General features: G+C 59.8%; 18 protein-coding genes and 1 other RNA gene. 12 read left to right on the plus strand and 7 right to left on the minus strand.

From position 1 onward, the window contains the following. Nucleotides 1-15 precede the first annotated feature (15 nt). Nucleotides 16-384 (minus strand): hypothetical protein, encoded by a 369-nt coding sequence (locus tag ACG9DO_RS12745; RefSeq protein WP_394728490.1) that lies wholly within the window; start codon nt 382-384, stop codon nt 16-18. A gap of 42 nt (nt 385-426) precedes the next feature. Beyond that, complete coding sequence (locus ACG9DO_RS12750) at nt 427-2,523, minus strand: malate synthase G (RefSeq protein ID WP_394728492.1); 2,097 nt, start codon at nt 2,521-2,523, stop codon at nt 427-429. Nucleotides 2,524-2,694: 171 nt separating this feature from the next. Between ACG9DO_RS12750 and ACG9DO_RS12755 the strand changes: the two genes are divergently transcribed. The 5 genes from ACG9DO_RS12755 to ACG9DO_RS12775 all read left to right on the plus strand — a co-directional run bounded on the left by ACG9DO_RS12755 (nt 2,695) and on the right by ACG9DO_RS12775 (nt 7,139). Next, entirely contained in the window at nt 2,695-3,888 is a 1,194-nt protein-coding gene (locus tag ACG9DO_RS12755; RefSeq protein WP_394728494.1) for a hydrolase, read from the plus strand. 10 nt (nt 3,889-3,898) lie between these two features. Continuing rightward, on the plus strand, nt 3,899-4,915 hold the full coding sequence (locus tag ACG9DO_RS12760) for an arginine N-succinyltransferase (protein WP_394728496.1): 1,017 nt from the start codon (nt 3,899-3,901) through the stop codon (nt 4,913-4,915). After that, nucleotides 4,912-6,180: an N-succinylarginine dihydrolase gene (locus ACG9DO_RS12765; RefSeq protein WP_394728498.1), complete on the plus strand. Its 1,269-nt coding sequence runs from the start codon at nt 4,912-4,914 to the stop codon at nt 6,178-6,180. Before ACG9DO_RS12760 ends, ACG9DO_RS12765 begins: the two co-directional genes overlap by 4 nt. Before the next feature lie 117 nt (nt 6,181-6,297). Then, complete coding sequence (locus ACG9DO_RS12770) at nt 6,298-6,555, plus strand: hypothetical protein (protein ID WP_394728500.1); 258 nt, start codon at nt 6,298-6,300, stop codon at nt 6,553-6,555. Between the two features lie 47 nt (nt 6,556-6,602). After that, entirely contained in the window at nt 6,603-7,139 is a 537-nt protein-coding gene (locus ACG9DO_RS12775; RefSeq protein ID WP_394728502.1) for an ureidoglycolate lyase, read from the plus strand. A 291-nt stretch (nt 7,140-7,430) separates the two neighbouring features. Here the strand turns inward: ACG9DO_RS12775 and ssrA are convergent. Next, nucleotides 7,431-7,786: a transfer-messenger RNA gene (gene ssrA, locus ACG9DO_RS12780) on the minus strand. A 35-nt stretch (nt 7,787-7,821) separates the two neighbouring features. Continuing rightward, a complete protein-coding gene (gene mscL / locus ACG9DO_RS12785; RefSeq protein WP_394728504.1) occupies nt 7,822-8,256 on the minus strand; it encodes a large conductance mechanosensitive channel protein MscL in 435 nt (144 codons plus the stop codon). A 153-nt stretch (nt 8,257-8,409) separates the two neighbouring features. On the opposite strand from mscL, the gene ACG9DO_RS12790 reads away from it, so the two are divergent. The 6 genes from ACG9DO_RS12790 to ACG9DO_RS12815 all read left to right on the plus strand — a co-directional run bounded on the left by ACG9DO_RS12790 (nt 8,410) and on the right by ACG9DO_RS12815 (nt 12,415). Next, nucleotides 8,410-9,009: a LemA family protein gene (locus ACG9DO_RS12790; protein ID WP_394728506.1), complete on the plus strand. Its 600-nt coding sequence runs from the start codon at nt 8,410-8,412 to the stop codon at nt 9,007-9,009. 110 nt (nt 9,010-9,119) lie between these two features. Further along, on the plus strand, nt 9,120-9,527 hold the full coding sequence (locus ACG9DO_RS12795; RefSeq protein ID WP_394728508.1) for a TPM domain-containing protein: 408 nt from the start codon (nt 9,120-9,122) through the stop codon (nt 9,525-9,527). Continuing rightward, on the plus strand, nt 9,524-10,354 hold the full coding sequence (locus ACG9DO_RS12800) for a TPM domain-containing protein (protein WP_394728510.1): 831 nt from the start codon (nt 9,524-9,526) through the stop codon (nt 10,352-10,354). Before ACG9DO_RS12795 ends, ACG9DO_RS12800 begins: the two co-directional genes overlap by 4 nt. After that, nucleotides 10,355-11,047, plus strand: a complete 693-nt coding sequence (locus ACG9DO_RS12805) for a TPM domain-containing protein (RefSeq protein WP_394728512.1) — start codon at nt 10,355-10,357, stop codon at nt 11,045-11,047. 11 nt (nt 11,048-11,058) lie between these two features. Further along, nucleotides 11,059-11,616, plus strand: a complete 558-nt coding sequence (locus ACG9DO_RS12810) for an NUDIX hydrolase (RefSeq protein ID WP_394728514.1) — start codon at nt 11,059-11,061, stop codon at nt 11,614-11,616. 4 nt (nt 11,617-11,620) lie between these two features. Continuing rightward, nucleotides 11,621-12,415, plus strand: a complete 795-nt coding sequence (locus tag ACG9DO_RS12815) for an SDR family oxidoreductase (protein WP_394728516.1) — start codon at nt 11,621-11,623, stop codon at nt 12,413-12,415. Between the two features lie 26 nt (nt 12,416-12,441). Here ACG9DO_RS12815 and ACG9DO_RS12820 read toward each other — a convergent pair whose 3' ends face one another. From ACG9DO_RS12820 to ACG9DO_RS12830, 3 genes are read right to left on the minus strand one after another with little or no spacing between them, the layout of a single operon-like run. Next, nucleotides 12,442-12,657, minus strand: a complete 216-nt coding sequence (locus ACG9DO_RS12820; protein WP_394728518.1) for a PspC domain-containing protein — start codon at nt 12,655-12,657, stop codon at nt 12,442-12,444. Beyond that, entirely contained in the window at nt 12,654-12,773 is a 120-nt protein-coding gene (locus ACG9DO_RS12825; RefSeq protein ID WP_394728520.1) for an enoyl-CoA hydratase, read from the minus strand. Before ACG9DO_RS12825 ends, ACG9DO_RS12820 begins: the two co-directional genes overlap by 4 nt. Nucleotides 12,774-12,806: 33 nt before the next feature. Then, the gene (locus ACG9DO_RS12830) at nt 12,807-13,103 is read right to left on the minus strand and encodes a hypothetical protein (protein ID WP_394728522.1); all 297 of its coding nucleotides are present in this window, start codon (nt 13,101-13,103) and stop codon (nt 12,807-12,809) included. A gap of 71 nt (nt 13,104-13,174) precedes the next feature. Between ACG9DO_RS12830 and recF the strand changes: the two genes are divergently transcribed. Further along, on the plus strand, nt 13,175-14,257 hold the full coding sequence (recF, locus tag ACG9DO_RS12835) for a DNA replication/repair protein RecF (RefSeq protein WP_394728524.1): 1,083 nt from the start codon (nt 13,175-13,177) through the stop codon (nt 14,255-14,257). Nucleotides 14,258-14,259 lie beyond the last annotated feature (2 nt).

A 14,259-nucleotide genomic window follows, 5' to 3' on the forward strand; every position in this document is an offset into this window, starting at 1 on the left:
GAGAGCCGAACCCATTCATCCAATACCCGGCAAGGCATGGTAGAACAGATGAACGAGTAGCGGCAACGTGATCAGCGTCGCTCCGATCGCTATCGAACTGCGCGCATTGTCAAATTGCCGCGCGTCCCATGCAGAAGCTGCGCGATAGAAGACCCAGAATGCGATGAGCACAAGCAGCGCGCTGGCGCCGAGAAAACTCGCCTCCAGCAGGCTGTCGAAATTGCGTCCACTAATGTCCAGTCCAAGCAGTCTGAAGGCAACGCCAGCTGGAATCACAAGCACCAGCGCAACGACAAGACCGCCCAGAAATGCAAACGGGCTGAGGGCGAAGAGCACCAACACGAGGAGCAAAACCAGGTAAATGTTGAGCGCTTTTTTTGTCACGATGGTCTGCCAGAAGAGACTGAGTCGCTGGATCCTTCGGCCTCAACCAGCCTTTTTCTTCAGCCGCCAGGCGTGCAGCAGCGGCTCGGTATAACCGGACGGCTGCTCGACGCCCTTGAAGATCAGGTCCTTGGCCGCACACATCGCCGCGCCGTCCGGGTTCTCCAGCAGCGGCTCATAGAACGGATCGCCCGCATTCTGCGCGTCGACCTTGGCCGCCATGCGATTCAGTGAATCCAGCACTTGCCCGCGGGTCACTACACCGTGCAGCAGCCAATTTGCCAGATGCTGAGAGCTGATCCGCAAGGTCGCGCGGTCTTCCATCAGGCCGACATCGTTGATGTCCGGAACCTTGGAACAGCCGACACCCTGGTCGATCCAGCGCACAACATAGCCGAGCAGGCCCTGGCAATTGTTGTCTAGCTCTGCGGTCAGTTCTTCCTCCGACCAGTTGGTGCCTTGCGCCAAGGGAATGTTGAGCAGCTTGTCGAGGCCCGGCACATCGCCCAGCCCCTGCTGATGCTCAAACACGTTTTCCTGATGGTAATGCAGAGCATGGAGCGTCGCTGCCGTGGGTGACGGCACCCATGCGGTGTTCGCCCCGGCGCGCAGATGGCCGATCTTCTCCTTCATCATCTGCCCCATCAGGTCAGGCGCGGCCCACATGCCCTTGCCGATCTGTGCCTTGCCGGACAGGCCATGGCGCAGGCCAATCCCGACATTGCGCGCCTCATACGCGGCGAGCCATTCGCTGGTCTTCATCTCCGCCTTGCGGATCATTGGGCCAGCCTGCATCGAGGTGTGAATTTCATCGCCGGTCCGGTCGAGGAAGCCAGTGTTGATGAAGACGATGCGGTCCTTCACCGCTTCAATACACGCGCCAAGGTTGGCCGACGTGCGGCGCTCCTCATCCATCACGCCGACCTTGATCGTGTGGCGCGGAAGGCCAAGCAAGTCCTCCACCGCGTTGAACAGATCGTTCGTGAAAGCGCATTCTTCCGGCCCGTGCATCTTGGGCTTCACTATATAGATGCTGCCGTGGCGGCTGTTGCCGTATTTGGCATGGCCTTCCACATCGAGCGCGCCGATGGCCGAAGTAAACACCGCGTCCATGATGCCTTCGGGCACTTCGCCGCCATCGGCCAGGGCGATCGCGGGGTTGGTCATAAGATGGCCGACATTGCGCACGAACAGCAGGCTGCGGCCCATCAGGCTGTGCTCGCTGCCATCGGGCGCAGTGTAATGCTTGTCATCTGCCAGCTTGCGGGTCAGCGTCTTGCCGCCCTTCTCGAAACTTTCTTCAAGATCGCCGCGGATCACACCAAGCCAGTTGGTGTAAGCGAGCAGTTTGTCCTCGCCATCGACTGCCGCGACAGAATCCTCGCAATCGCAAATCGTGGTCAGCGCGCTCTCGCAAATGATATCCGCGATGCCCGCCTTGTCCGTTCTGCCAATCGGATGTTCACGGTCGAACACAACTTCAATATGCAAGCCGTTGTTCTTGAAAAGCAGGCCGTTCTCGGTCTTGCCAACATACTGGCTCTCGTCCTGAAGCTTGCCGTCGTGGTCGCCCGTGATATCGGCCCAGCTCTGATCCACCAACGGCAATGCCTGATCCAGAAACTCGCGCCCACGCTTGATCACCGCAGCCCCGCGCTGCTCGTCATAGCCGCCTGGCCGTGCAGGCGGCGCATCAAGCGCGTCGGTGCCGTAGAAGGCATCGTAAAGGCTGCCCCAGCGCGCGTTGGCAGCATTCAGCAGGAAGCGCGCATTGAGCACCGGCACAACCAGCTGCGGCCCGGCCATGGTCGCGATTTCCGGATCCACATTCTGCGTCCCGATCTGGAAATCTGACGGCTCCGGCACGAGATAACCGATCTCGCGCAGGAAGGCCTGATATTCGTTCTGGTCGAGCGGCTTGCCACGCCGTTCCTTGTGCCACGAATCGATTTTCGCCTGAAGATCATCGCGCTTTTCAAGTAGCGCGCGATTGCGCGGCGCAAAGTCTGCGAGCAGCTTCGCAAAGCCAGTCCAGAACGCGCCCACATCGCGGCCCAAAGGCGACAGAACTTCGTTTTCGAGGAACTCGGCCAGCGGTGCATCAATCTGAATGCCGGCGCGGTCGGTTTTCGTGGTCATAGGTCCTCTAACTCCATTTGTCCCATCTGGGATTCGTGTCTGCGATAGCTGACCTGGGGAGGAGGACAAGCGCCCTATGGCCAACCATCGAGCCAAATGCAACGCTCGACAGTCCAGAACCCAAAACGCGGGGTTGGTAAAGCCCTTGCGCACCGCTACAGGTGGTTGCCAATGAAACCGGATTTCCTTTCAACGATCAATCAGGACGCCATGCTGGCTCAGGTGCAGCAATGGTGCGCGATCAACACCGGCACTGCCAATCTTGCAGGGCTGGCGGAGCAAGCGGGCGTGCTGGCGGATGCGTTTTCGAGCCTGCCCGGCGAGGTTGATCTGGTCGATCCCGCTCCCGTCACAGCCATCGCAGCTGACGGAAGCGAGTTCGAGAAGCCGCATGGCCAGCACCTGGTCTTGCGTGTCCGCCCGCAAGCGAACCGCCGCATCTTGCTCACCGGTCACATGGACACGGTCTTCCCCAAGGATCACAGCTTTCAGGATCAAACCTGGCTGGACGACGAGGTGCTGAACGGTCCCGGCGTTGCGGATATGAAAGGCGGGATTGCAGTTATCCTTCATGCCCTCACCGCGTTTGAGAAGTCACCCGCAGCATCTTCGCTCGGCTATGATGTGATGCTCAATTCGGACGAGGAAACCGGCTCGCTTGCAAGCGCCGCGTTGATCGAACAGCTCGCCGCCGGAAAGCTCGCTGCACTCACTTACGAGCCTGCGGCCTTGCCCGATGGCACGTTCGCCCATGCGCGCGGCGGCAGCGGCAATTACTCGGTGATCGTCACGGGGCAGTCCGCCCACGCCGGGCGCAACCCGGAGGACGGGCGCAATGCAGTGGTGGCAGCGGCAGACCTCGCAGTCCGTCTCAAGGCCATGCAAACGCCGGACATCAGCATCAACCCGGCCAAGATCGAAGGCGGAGCGGCAAACAATGTGGTGCCCGATCACGCCGTGCTGCGGTTCAACATTCGCCCCAAGGCCCCAGAGGCTGCAGAAGGATTTGAAACGCAACTGCGCGAGGCCATCGCTGCGATTGAAGCCGATCATGGGGTGTCGTTGCACTTGCATGGCGGTGTCACCCGCCCGCCCAAGCCAGTGGACGAGAAGGCGCAACGCCTGTTCGATCTGGTGAAGTCCTGCGGGGCAGAGCTTGGCGAGGATATTCGCTGGCAATCCAGCGGCGGTGTTTGCGACGGCAACAATATTGCGGCATGCGGCGTACCGGTGGTCGATACGATGGGGGTCCGCGGGGGCTCGATCCACAGCCCGCAGGAATTCCTGATCGTGCCGAGCCTGTCAGAACGTGCGAGACTCTCCGCACTTGTCATTCACCGCATCGCCGAGGGAGAGATGCATTGAGTTTTCGCCCATGAGTTTTCGCCTGCGAGCCGCGCGCGCATCCGATCTTGAACCGCTATACGAGATGGCAAAGCTGACCGGCGGCGGTTTCACGAACCTGCCGGCCGACCGCGCAGCGCTCAGTGGCAAGCTCGAGCGCGCAGAAAGCGCGTTTGCGAATGAAGGCGAGGAACTGGTCGATGAACAGTTCGTGCTCGTCCTCGAAAATGCAGAAACAGGAGCGATCCGCGGGACGTGCCAGTTGATGACGAAGGTTGGGCAACGCTGGCCATTCTATTCCTATCGTCTCAACACGCTGACGCAGTATTCCAAGGAACTCGACCGCACCGTGCGCGCCGAACTGCTGAGCCTCGTCACCGATCTGGAAGGCTCGAGCGAAGTCGGGGGGCTGTTCCTGCATCCCAATGAACGCGCCGGCGGGCTTGGCCTGCTCCTCGCCCGCAGCCGCTACCTCTTCATTGCCATGCATCGTTCCCGCTTTGCTGACCGCTTGCTCGCTGAGCTGCGCGGGATCATCGATGAGCGTGGCGGTTCTCCCTTCTGGGACGGTGTTGCAGGACGATTCTTCGGGATGAGCTTTCAGGACGCGGACTATTTCAACGCGATCAACGGCAACCAGTTCATCGCGGATCTGATGCCCAAACATCCGGTCTATATCGCAATGCTCGATGATGATGCGCGCAGCGTGATCGGAGTGCCGCACCCTACTGGCCGCGCCGCGATGAGGATGCTGGAAAACGAAGGTTTCCGCTTCGATGGCTATGTCGACATATTCGACGGCGGCCCGACGATGGTCGCTCACACGGATGCGGTGAAGAGCGTAACAGAATCGGTCGAGCACAAGGTGTCCGCGATCGATCTGGAGGAAGGCGAACGTGCGATCCTCGCTTGCGGCAAGATGTCAAAATTTCGCGCCTGCTATGGCGCGCGCAGCGTGGCTGAAGACGGTACGATCGCCATCAATTCTGCCGCGGCTGACCTGCTGGACGTCAAAGTGGGCGACGCTGTATGGAGCGTGCCGCGATGACCAGCCTCGTGGAAGTGAATTTCGACGGGATCGTGGGGCCGAGCCACAATTATGCCGGTCTCAGCCTCGGCAATGTAGCAAGCGCCAAGCACCAGGGCCAGACGAGTTATCCGCGCGCTGCGGCTTTGCAGGGGCTTGCCAAGATGCGCGGCAATCTTGCGCGGTTCGGCCATCAAGGCTTCCTGCTGCCCTTGCCTCGCCCGAACACCGATCTGCTCGATCAGCTGGGCCCCGGTGCCCAGGACAACCCTGCGCTTCTCGCAGCGGCATATTCTGCCAGCAGCATGTGGACCGCCAATGCTGCGACGGTCAGCCCCGCGCCTGACACTGCGGATGGCAGGTGTCACCTGACGCCCGCGAACCTCGTCACCATGCTCCACCGTGCGCAGGAATGGCCGGATACCAAACGGATGCTGGACCTTGCCTTTGCAGACAGCGCGCACTTCACCGTGCATGATCCGGTCCCGCCAACCTTCGGCGACGAAGGTGCGGCGAATCATATGCGGCTGTGCGCTTCGCATGATGACTCAGGTGTTGAAGTATTTGTTTATGGTCGCAGCCTTGCGGAACGCGGCGGGGGTAAGTTCCCTGCACGCCAGCATATCGAAGCAAGTCGAGCCGTTGCGCGGCTTCATGGACTCGATCCGGCGCGTACGGTCTTTATCGAGCAGAACCCGGTTGCGATCGATGCCGGCGCCTTTCACAATGACGTGGTCGCGGTGGCCAATGGCGATACGATCTTCGCGCACGAACTTGCCTTTGCTGACCGGCAAGGCGCTTACGACGCGATGCGCAAGGCCTTCCCGGCGCTGCAGGTGGTCGAAGTGCCAGACAGCGCGGTGAGCCTGGCCGACGCGATCACAAGCTATCTCTTCAATGCGCAGCTTGTTACACGCCCGGTTGGCGGGATGGCGCTGGTCGTGCCGGAGGAATGCCGCGAGAATGCCCGCGTCTGGAGCTATCTGGAAGGCATGCTCGCAGGCAATGGACCGATCCGCGAGGTCGTGCCGGTCGATGTGCGCGAGTCCATGGCGAATGGCGGAGGGCCTGCTTGCCTGAGGCTGCGGGTCGTGTGCGATCCGGCGACGGTCGATCCGCGTTTCCTGCTGACGGAGGCGAAGGCCGATGCGATGGAAGCTATCATCGCTCGCGAATGGCCCGAGCAGATAGACCCTGCAGACCTTGGCAAGTCCTCGCTCGATAATGCCATTCGCACAGCACGTTATGCACTGCTCGAAACGCTTGGCCTCACAGAACTAGGTTAACGCGCTGGACACCACGTCGGCGCAGTTTACACTTGTCTTCTCGTTAACCTTCAAACCCCGCAGAAAACCGTTGCTGGCATGGGGTTTGCAAGGAAACTCGTTAACGAAAGGGCGAGTATGCTGCGCAAGATTGGTCGGCTGTTTGTGATCAAGACCCGCTGGGAAGCATATCTAATCATATACGCGCTGGCTCTGGGCGCGATGACCCGCGGCGCACATTACACGGTCGAATATCCCGGCGTTGGCGGCTGGATGCTGTTTGCTTGTACCGCAGGCGCGGTGTTCCTTGGCGGCGCGAAGATCCTCGATTGCCTGCGTTATGAGCAGGAAGCGAGAGAGCGCAAAGCGGCTGAAGGGATACAAGCCGAAAGCTAAGCCGGGAACGCACTTGTCCTGCTCGGCGTTCGCTTTCCATCATGAGCATGCACGAGATCAAGCTTGAGGCTGTCACCGCGACTGAAACCAATTTCGCTCCGTTCGGCAGACTCATCCGCCCTGACGAGAGCGCGGGGCGCGGGACCAAATTCTACAACGATGCCGTGGCAGTGTGGGACATTCCCGGCATGGTCACGGATGCTGATGCGACAATCTCCGTCGCGCGCGCGCACTCTCGCCCAATGAGCGTGATCTGGATGGAGCGGCACTTCAAGCACACGCAAGTCTTCATGCCGGTCAATGGTGAGCCGTTTCACCTGGTTGTCGCGCCGCCAAACGACAAGCACGTGCCCGACATCGACGACGTTCGCGCCTTCACCTTCGATGGCAAGGCAGGCGTCATGCTGAATCTGGGCACCTGGCACGAGTTTCCCTTCGCGATCGATCGCGCAGCTGACATCGCAGTGTTCTTGCGGCGCGAGACCAACGCCAACCTCGAAGCGTTCGAGAACGGCGAGGCGATCGGCGGCGACCTCGAAAAGCGCAATATCCAGACGCGGCTCGGCGTGGAGTTTGTGATCTGACTTAACTCTCGGTCACTTCGACGAGAATTGCGTTAGATCGAGCCGAAAATCGTGTTGAGCGAGAACCGGCGCGTAGCGACCATCTGAGGTCGTGTGCACCGGAAGCGCAGTGAAGTGCGATGTGCAGGCCGATATGGCGCAATTCGCTCGAAGTGAAGGTGGGGGATTCTGTTGCTAGACTCCCCAGAGTCCTTGTTTTCGGGGCGAGGACCGATTCACTTCCGGCTCGCGAGGCACACTCAATCTGACGAGAGTGGGGCGGTTCTGTTGCTAGGCCCGCCCCGAGCCCCCGGTATCCGCTTCTGTTGCCCGGTGGGTCCAACCGCGCTTTAGCTTTGTAAATTCAGGCCGTTAGGCCGTCACATTACGCTGCAAGAGCGAGTGCTTCGTTATCGTTTGCACTTATGAGTTTTGAACAGTTTTACGGGTTACTCAGCCCGGGCAAAAACACTGTCTTTCAACACAGGTCGATCCTAGTTCGGCCCCGTCATGAGGCCCGGAATTCGCGTTCAAAAACCGGGCTTTATGGTGGAGCCGCCGGGTACTGCCCCCGGGTCCCTTGCATCTATTACACAGCGCAATTTATCGCCATATCCCGCAAAAACGGGCAGGACCTATATAGGCCCCGCCCGCTTAATGTGAAGTGTATGATGTGTTGAGCGGACCGAGAGGCCCATCTCTCCTATTTCTTCAAGGCGTCGCGGATTTCCTGGAGCAGCTCGATCTCAGTCGGACCTGCAGGCTCGGCCGGTGCTTCTTCCTTCTTCTCAAACTGCGCGGTCACCTTGTTGGCATAGCGTACCAACAGGAAGATAATGAACGCAAGGATCACGAAATTGATGATTGCGGTGATCAGCGCGCCATAGCCAATCATCGCAGCACCCGCCTCTTTCAGCGCGGCATAATCGCTGGTCGAGCCTTCGTAGCCATCAGGCGTTCTGAGCAGGATAAAATAGTTCGAAAAGTCCGCCCCACCAAAGATGAAACCGACGATCGGCATGATGACTTCTTCTGTCAGCGACGTGACGATCGTGCCGAACGCGCCAGCGATGATAACCGCGACCGCCAGTTCCAGCACATTGCCCTTGGCGATAAACTCCTTGAATTCTGTAAGCATTAATCCCTCGCTCTTTTCCCGAATTGCGGCACACAATTACACTGAGCATCGGACTTGCCAAGGCTTTCAGCGCCTTGAATATCCACAAGGGTGACCTATACTGGTAACACAGGTGCCCGTCAGGGCATGGCAACTCTTGAGAGGAATTGGTCTATGTTTACCGCTTTCCGCCGCCTTGCTCTGATTGCGGGTGCTTCGCTTATCCTGTCTGCCTGCGGGATCAACTCGGTTCCTGCTGCCGAAGAGAATGCCAAGGCAAAGTGGGCCGATGTCGAAGCGCAATTCCAGCGCCGCGCGAATCTCATTCCAAACCTTGTTGAAGTAACCCAGGGCGCGGCTGAAAATGAGCGCGCGATCCTTACTGAAGTGACCGAAGCGCGCGCGAGGGCGACCAGCGTCAACATCACTGCAGACGATCTCGGCGATGCTGACAAGATGGCAGAGTATGCCGCTGCGCAGGGGCAATTGAGCCAGGGGCTTGGACGTCTTCTTGCGAGCTTTGAAGCGTATCCGCAGATCCAGTCCAACCAGAACTATCTTGCTCTGCAAAGCCAGCTCGAAGGCACGGAAAATCGCATCGCCGTCGCGATCCGCGACTACAATGAGGCCGTGCGTCAGTACAACACAACGATCCGCACCTTCCCGGACACCATTGGTGCGAACATCATCCATGGCGCGGAGCCGCTCGAGCCCTATACCTCGGTCACAGAAGGCGCTGAAGCAGCACCGCAGATCGACATGACGTCGAATTGACGGGCGTGACTCGCTCTATTCTCGCTTGTTTCTGCGCGCTGTTCCTTTCCGGGGCTTGCGCCGCTGAGCAACCACCCGAACCTGTACCCTTCCTTGAGCTTACCGGGCGAGTGATTGATGCAGCAGAGGTTTTGGAACCAGAAAACGAAGCTGCTTTGACACAGTCACTAGCTCAGCTGGAAACGGATACGCTCGTCCAGCTCGTGGTTGTCACAACCCCAGACCTCCTCGGTTACGACATATCAGACTATTCAAGAATGCTCGGAAATGCATGGGGCATCGGAGATGCAGAGCGGAATGATGGTTTGTTGATCGTCGTCGCACCCAACGAACGCAAAGTGCGTATCCAAGTTGGGCTGGGGCTTGAGAGCACGGTCACAGACGAGGAGGCCCGCAAGATAATCGAGACCGGTATTCTTCCTGCCTTTGGTCGCGGTGATTACTCTGCGGGAATTTCCGAAGGTGTCGAAAGACTTCTAGTGGAAGTGTCTCAACCAGAACTCAGGGAGGCTGCGTGACTCGCTTCTTAGCCCTCGCCGCAGCCTTTGCGGCGCTGCTCGCAACCCCGCTTGCAGCGCAGGACTTTCCTGCGCTGAACGGACAGCGAGTGGTCGATGAGGCGGATTTGCTATCGCCTGCGCAAGAAGCGGAGCTGAGTGCAAAGCTGGAAGCACTGGAAACACAATCCCAACGCCAACTGGTGATCGCAACCATCCCTGACCTGCAGGGGTATGACATTTCGGACTATGGCTACCAGCTTGGCCGGGAATGGGGCATCGGCGATGCTGAGCGCAACGATGGCGCGCTCCTTATCGTTGCGCCGAACGAGCGCAAGGTGCGGATTGAAGTCGGCTACGGCCTAGAAGGTTACCTCACCGATGCGCTGTCCTCGATCATCATTCAGAACGACATTCTGCCACGTTTTCGCGATGGTGACTTTGCCGGCGGTATAACAGCCGGCGCTGACCGTATCATCACGCAGCTCGAGCTTCCCGAGGATCAGGCCCGTGCTATTGCTCAAGACGCTGGCAAGAAACGCAGCAGCGACAGCGGCTTCCCGTTCGGCGCACTGTTCTGGTTCGCGATCATATTCTTCTTCTTCATCCTGCCCATGCTGAGAGGACGCAGGCGTCGGCGCCGCTATCGCGGGCGCGGACGCGACTTCGGCGATACCGTAGGCGACATTATCCTGTGGGAAGTGGGCTCTGCCATCGTGCGCGGCGCGCTGTCGGGCGGCGATGACTGGGGCGGCGGAGGCGGCTTTGGAGGTGGCGGCGGTTTCGGCGGCGGATTCTCTGGCGGCGGCGGCAGTTTCGGGGGCGGCGGCGCCTCGGGAGGTTGGTAAATGGGACGCTATCTCAACGCTGAGCAGCACAAGATCGTATCAGACGCGGTCGCTGCCGCAGAGCTTAACACAAGCGGCGAAATCGTTACCGTGCTGGCCGACCGCAGCGACGGATACACCGATGTTGCGCTGGTATGGGCGGCCACAGCCTCATTCACCGTGATGAGCGTGTTCGCGCTGTTCCCGCAGCGCTTCCTGGATCTGTGGGATTCCTTGGTGGTTGGCCCCATCTTTGGCGGGTGGGGACATGAATGGACCACAGGGCAGCTTGCGAGCATGACCATTGCGCTTGGCTTGATCGCGTTCGTTGTAACCTGGGCTGCGCAGCTTTGGCAGCCACTCAAATTTGCACTCATCCCCGCGCCGGTGAAGTCTTCGCGCGCGCATGATGCAGCCATCACCCATTTCAAGGTGGGCGCAGAACGCCGCACGCATGGCCGCACCGGCGTGCTGCTTTACCTCTCCATGCAGGAACACCGCGCGGAAATCGTCGCGGATGAACCCATCGCAGAGAAGGTCAATGCCGAAGTCTGGGGTCAGGCGATGGCGGACATGTTGGAGCACATCAGGCGCGGAGAGATCGCGGAAGGTCTTGCGGCAGGCGCGCGGGATGTCGGCGAGGTCCTGGCGGAACACTTCCCCCGAGATGAAGACGATCAGAATGAGTTGCCCGACCGCCTGATCGAAGTCTAAGCCCCTCCCCCATGACCGATCCAGACGCAAGCAAGCCAGAGGAGATCCGCTGGCAAGGCAAATTCATCACCGCCAAGACGCGCGGCCGCTGGGAATATGTCGCACGCGCACGCGGCATCCGCGCCGCTGCGATCATCGCGATAGACACCGATCCCGATGGGACGCGCTGCGTGATCCTGGTGGAGCAATACCGCGTCCCGCTCGGCAGGGTCTGTCTTGAAATTCCCGCAGGCCTCATCGGCGATGATGACGGTTTGCAAGGCGAGCGCGCAGAGGATGCCGCCATGCGCGAACTCGAGGAAGAGACCGGATACCGCGCTGAGCGGATGGAAAATTTGGGCGAGTATTACTCTTCACCTGGCATGGTCTCGGAAAGCTTCACCCTGCTGCGCGCGCATGGTTTGACCAAAGTCAGCGAAGGCGGGGGGACAGCCAGCGAGAACATCACAGTCCACCGTGTTCCGCTGCAATCGTTGCCGCAATTCGTTGCGGATTGGCGCGCCAAGGGCCACGGAGTCGATGTACGGATCGCCATGCTTCTGGCGCCGGGATTTTTGGAAGAGGATTGAGATTATGGCAGCCAAGGGAAAAGGACGCGTCGACGGCAAGCTCGCATTGGTAACGGGCGCAGCACAGGGGCTTGGCCGGGCGCATTGCACGCTTTTGGCGCAGGAAGGCGCGCGCGTGCTCTGCACAGATATCAACGGCGAAGGCGCAGCTGAAACCGCAGAGCTGATCAACGCGTCACTTGGCGAAGGAACGGCCTATGCGATCCAGCACGATGTCACTGACCCTTTGGCATGGGAAGCTGGGGTCGAGGCAGCGCGCGAGAACCTGGGCGGACTCAACGTGCTCGTCAACAATGCGGGGATCGGGGTTGCAGGCAATATCGAGACCTGTGACTTCGAGGATTGGAAGCGGTGTTTCTCCATAAACGTGGATTCAATCTTCCACGGCTGTCAGAAGGCACTGCCGCTGATGCGTGAGCATGCGCCGGGCTCGATTATCAATATCAGCTCGATCGCAGGCCTGATCGCCAGCGACACGATGCCGGCCTACAATGCCTCAAAGGCGGCTGTGTGGATGTTGTCGAAGTCGATCGCGCTGCACTGCGCGAAGAAGAACATGCAGATCCGTTGCAATTCGGTTCACCCGACCTTTGTCGATACCCCGATTCTCGACGGGACGGCAAAGCATGCGAATCTTGAAAAAGATGTTCTTCTGGACAAGCTGGCGCGTCAGATCCCGCTGAAATTCGTGGGTGAGCCCAACGATATTGCCAATGCCGTACTCTACCTTGCGAGCGACGAGAGCCGGTTCATGACCGGCGCTGAGCTCAAGCTCGATGGCGGCATCTCAGCAATGTGAGGGCTCCCTCTACCTGAGGGAGCCCGTCAGTCTGCGATGAGCGCAATAGCGCCGTAGACCAGTGCAGCTGTGCCGAGGCTGACAAATGCGCCGACGACAAAGCCAATGCGAATCCAGATCGGGTCGATGCCGGTGTAGTTGGCAATGCCTCCACAAACGCCAAAGATCTTGCCGTAGGTCTTGTCGAGACGGAAGGCTGGGCTGCCGCCATTGCCAGTGGGTTTGATCGGTGAATTGTTCATGCGAAGAACTCCAGTCCGGGAGTTGCCGGGATAATGGTGGTTGCGAATACGGCGGCAGACAAGGCAAGCGCGCTGACTGCTGCGAAAAGACGAGAAGCGGTTTCAGAATTGAACATGGTCGGGGGTACCTTGGTTCTTGGGTTGTCAGATCAGGCGATCAAGCCACCGGGGCTTGCCGGTACGATTGCCATTGCGAAGAAGACGGCAGACATTGCGACAGAGAAGACTGCTGCGAATGCCTTGCTTCCGGTTTCAGAGCTTGCGAACATGGTGATATTTCCTTTCATCAGAGTGTTGGTTTCTTGCTTGCGGGCCAATCCCGCTTGATGCCTATGGTTATGCACGGGCCGTGCCAAAATCACCAAACTCATATTTTCCAGATACTTAGCGATCTTCCCAGATAAACCACAGATTAATGAAAGCCAACATTCAGCATTTTTCACCATAAATCAGGATTGCGGATTTCGCGGGACATGGGCATGGCCAATAAGCCGCTTGCTGCTAGGAGCTTTGCGGCATGGCGCTCGATCGGATCTCCCTCCTGCATTACCGCAATCATCGCGAAACGGCGCTTGATGGTACGGCGCATTTCAACCTGCTTGTGGGCGAGAACGGCGCGGGCAAGACCAACATTCTCGAGGCGCTTTCGCTGCTCTCGCCCGGGCGCGGTCTGAGACGTGCAGCACTGACGGAAATCGCCGGGCCCGGCGGCGGCGGCGGATTCACCGTGGGAGCAAGCCTTAGAGAGCAAGGTCATGAAAGCGCGCGGCTTGGCACCTATGTCGAGGCCGAACGCCCCACCCGCCGTATGGTCCGCATCAACGGCGCAGAGGCAAGCGCGGCGAACCTTGCTGAGTGGCTGGCGATTGGCTGGCTCACGCCGTCCATGGATGGTCTCTTCACCGACAGTGCGGGCGCGCGGCGGCGCTTCCTGGACCGGATGACGCTGGCAATCCGGCCAAGCCATGCGCGCCATGTATCGCGATACGAAACAGCTCTGCGCGAGCGCAACAAGCTGCTCGAGCAGAACCGTTCAGGCGATGCGACCTGGCTCGATGCACTGGAAGGGCAAGCGGGCGAGCATGGCGCTGCCGTGACTGACGGACGCCGCGCCTTGATCGCAGCGCTGAGCGATGAACTTTCCGCCCTGCCCGATGCGCCGTTTGCAAAGCCTGTGCTGGCCTATCGCGCGGGCGGTCCGGATGAACCGGCAGCCCTTGCCCGCGCGCTCCACGCAAACCGCGCGAAAGACCGGGCAGCTGGACGCGCGCTCACCGGCCCTCAGCGCGACGAGTTGGAGGTGGTGATGGCGGGTTCAGGTCAGCCTGCAGCGTCCTGCTCCACGGGCGAGCAGAAAGCGATGCTGATCGCGATTACCCTCGCCCACTCGGTCCTGACCGTCGCAGGGCGTCCGGGTGTGCTGCTTCTGGATGAAGTCGCCGCGCATCTCGATCCGGTTCGTCGCAACGCGCTGTTTGACCGTTTGCGCGCAGGCAAGGCGCAAGTCTGGCTCACCGGCACGGAAGCCGCGCCATTCGAGAATATTCTTGAAGAGGCATCGGTGTGGCGCGTCTCTGACGGCACGGTCGAGCGTTTGTAGGC

The organism is Altererythrobacter sp. GH1-8, assembly GCF_043702085.1.
Lineage (GTDB): Bacteria > Pseudomonadota > Alphaproteobacteria > Sphingomonadales > Sphingomonadaceae > Erythrobacter.

What these genes read in the sequence shown, in the direction of transcription:
- ACG9DO_RS12750 (WP_394728492.1), bottom strand. Translation starts at nt 2,523, where the DNA reads ATGACCACGAAAACCGACCGCGCCGGCATTCAGATTGATGCACCGCTG.
- ACG9DO_RS12755 (WP_394728494.1), top strand. Translation starts at nt 2,695, where the DNA reads ATGAAACCGGATTTCCTTTCAACGATCAATCAGGACGCCATGCTGGCT.
- ACG9DO_RS12760 (WP_394728496.1), top strand. Translation starts at nt 3,899, where the DNA reads ATGAGTTTTCGCCTGCGAGCCGCGCGCGCATCCGATCTTGAACCGCTA.
- ACG9DO_RS12765 (WP_394728498.1), top strand. Translation starts at nt 4,912, where the DNA reads ATGACCAGCCTCGTGGAAGTGAATTTCGACGGGATCGTGGGGCCGAGC.
- ACG9DO_RS12770 (WP_394728500.1), top strand. Translation starts at nt 6,298, where the DNA reads ATGCTGCGCAAGATTGGTCGGCTGTTTGTGATCAAGACCCGCTGGGAA.
- ACG9DO_RS12775 (WP_394728502.1), top strand. Translation starts at nt 6,603, where the DNA reads ATGCACGAGATCAAGCTTGAGGCTGTCACCGCGACTGAAACCAATTTC.
- mscL (WP_394728504.1), bottom strand. Translation starts at nt 8,256, where the DNA reads ATGCTTACAGAATTCAAGGAGTTTATCGCCAAGGGCAATGTGCTGGAA.
- ACG9DO_RS12790 (WP_394728506.1), top strand. Translation starts at nt 8,410, where the DNA reads ATGTTTACCGCTTTCCGCCGCCTTGCTCTGATTGCGGGTGCTTCGCTT.
- ACG9DO_RS12805 (WP_394728512.1), top strand. Translation starts at nt 10,355, where the DNA reads ATGGGACGCTATCTCAACGCTGAGCAGCACAAGATCGTATCAGACGCG.
- ACG9DO_RS12810 (WP_394728514.1), top strand. Translation starts at nt 11,059, where the DNA reads ATGACCGATCCAGACGCAAGCAAGCCAGAGGAGATCCGCTGGCAAGGC.
- ACG9DO_RS12815 (WP_394728516.1), top strand. Translation starts at nt 11,621, where the DNA reads ATGGCAGCCAAGGGAAAAGGACGCGTCGACGGCAAGCTCGCATTGGTA.
- ACG9DO_RS12820 (WP_394728518.1), bottom strand. Translation starts at nt 12,657, where the DNA reads ATGAACAATTCACCGATCAAACCCACTGGCAATGGCGGCAGCCCAGCC.
- ACG9DO_RS12825 (WP_394728520.1), bottom strand. Translation starts at nt 12,773, where the DNA reads ATGTTCAATTCTGAAACCGCTTCTCGTCTTTTCGCAGCAGTCAGCGCG.
- ACG9DO_RS12830 (WP_394728522.1), bottom strand. Translation starts at nt 13,103, where the DNA reads ATGGTGAAAAATGCTGAATGTTGGCTTTCATTAATCTGTGGTTTATCT.
- recF (WP_394728524.1), top strand. Translation starts at nt 13,175, where the DNA reads ATGGCGCTCGATCGGATCTCCCTCCTGCATTACCGCAATCATCGCGAA.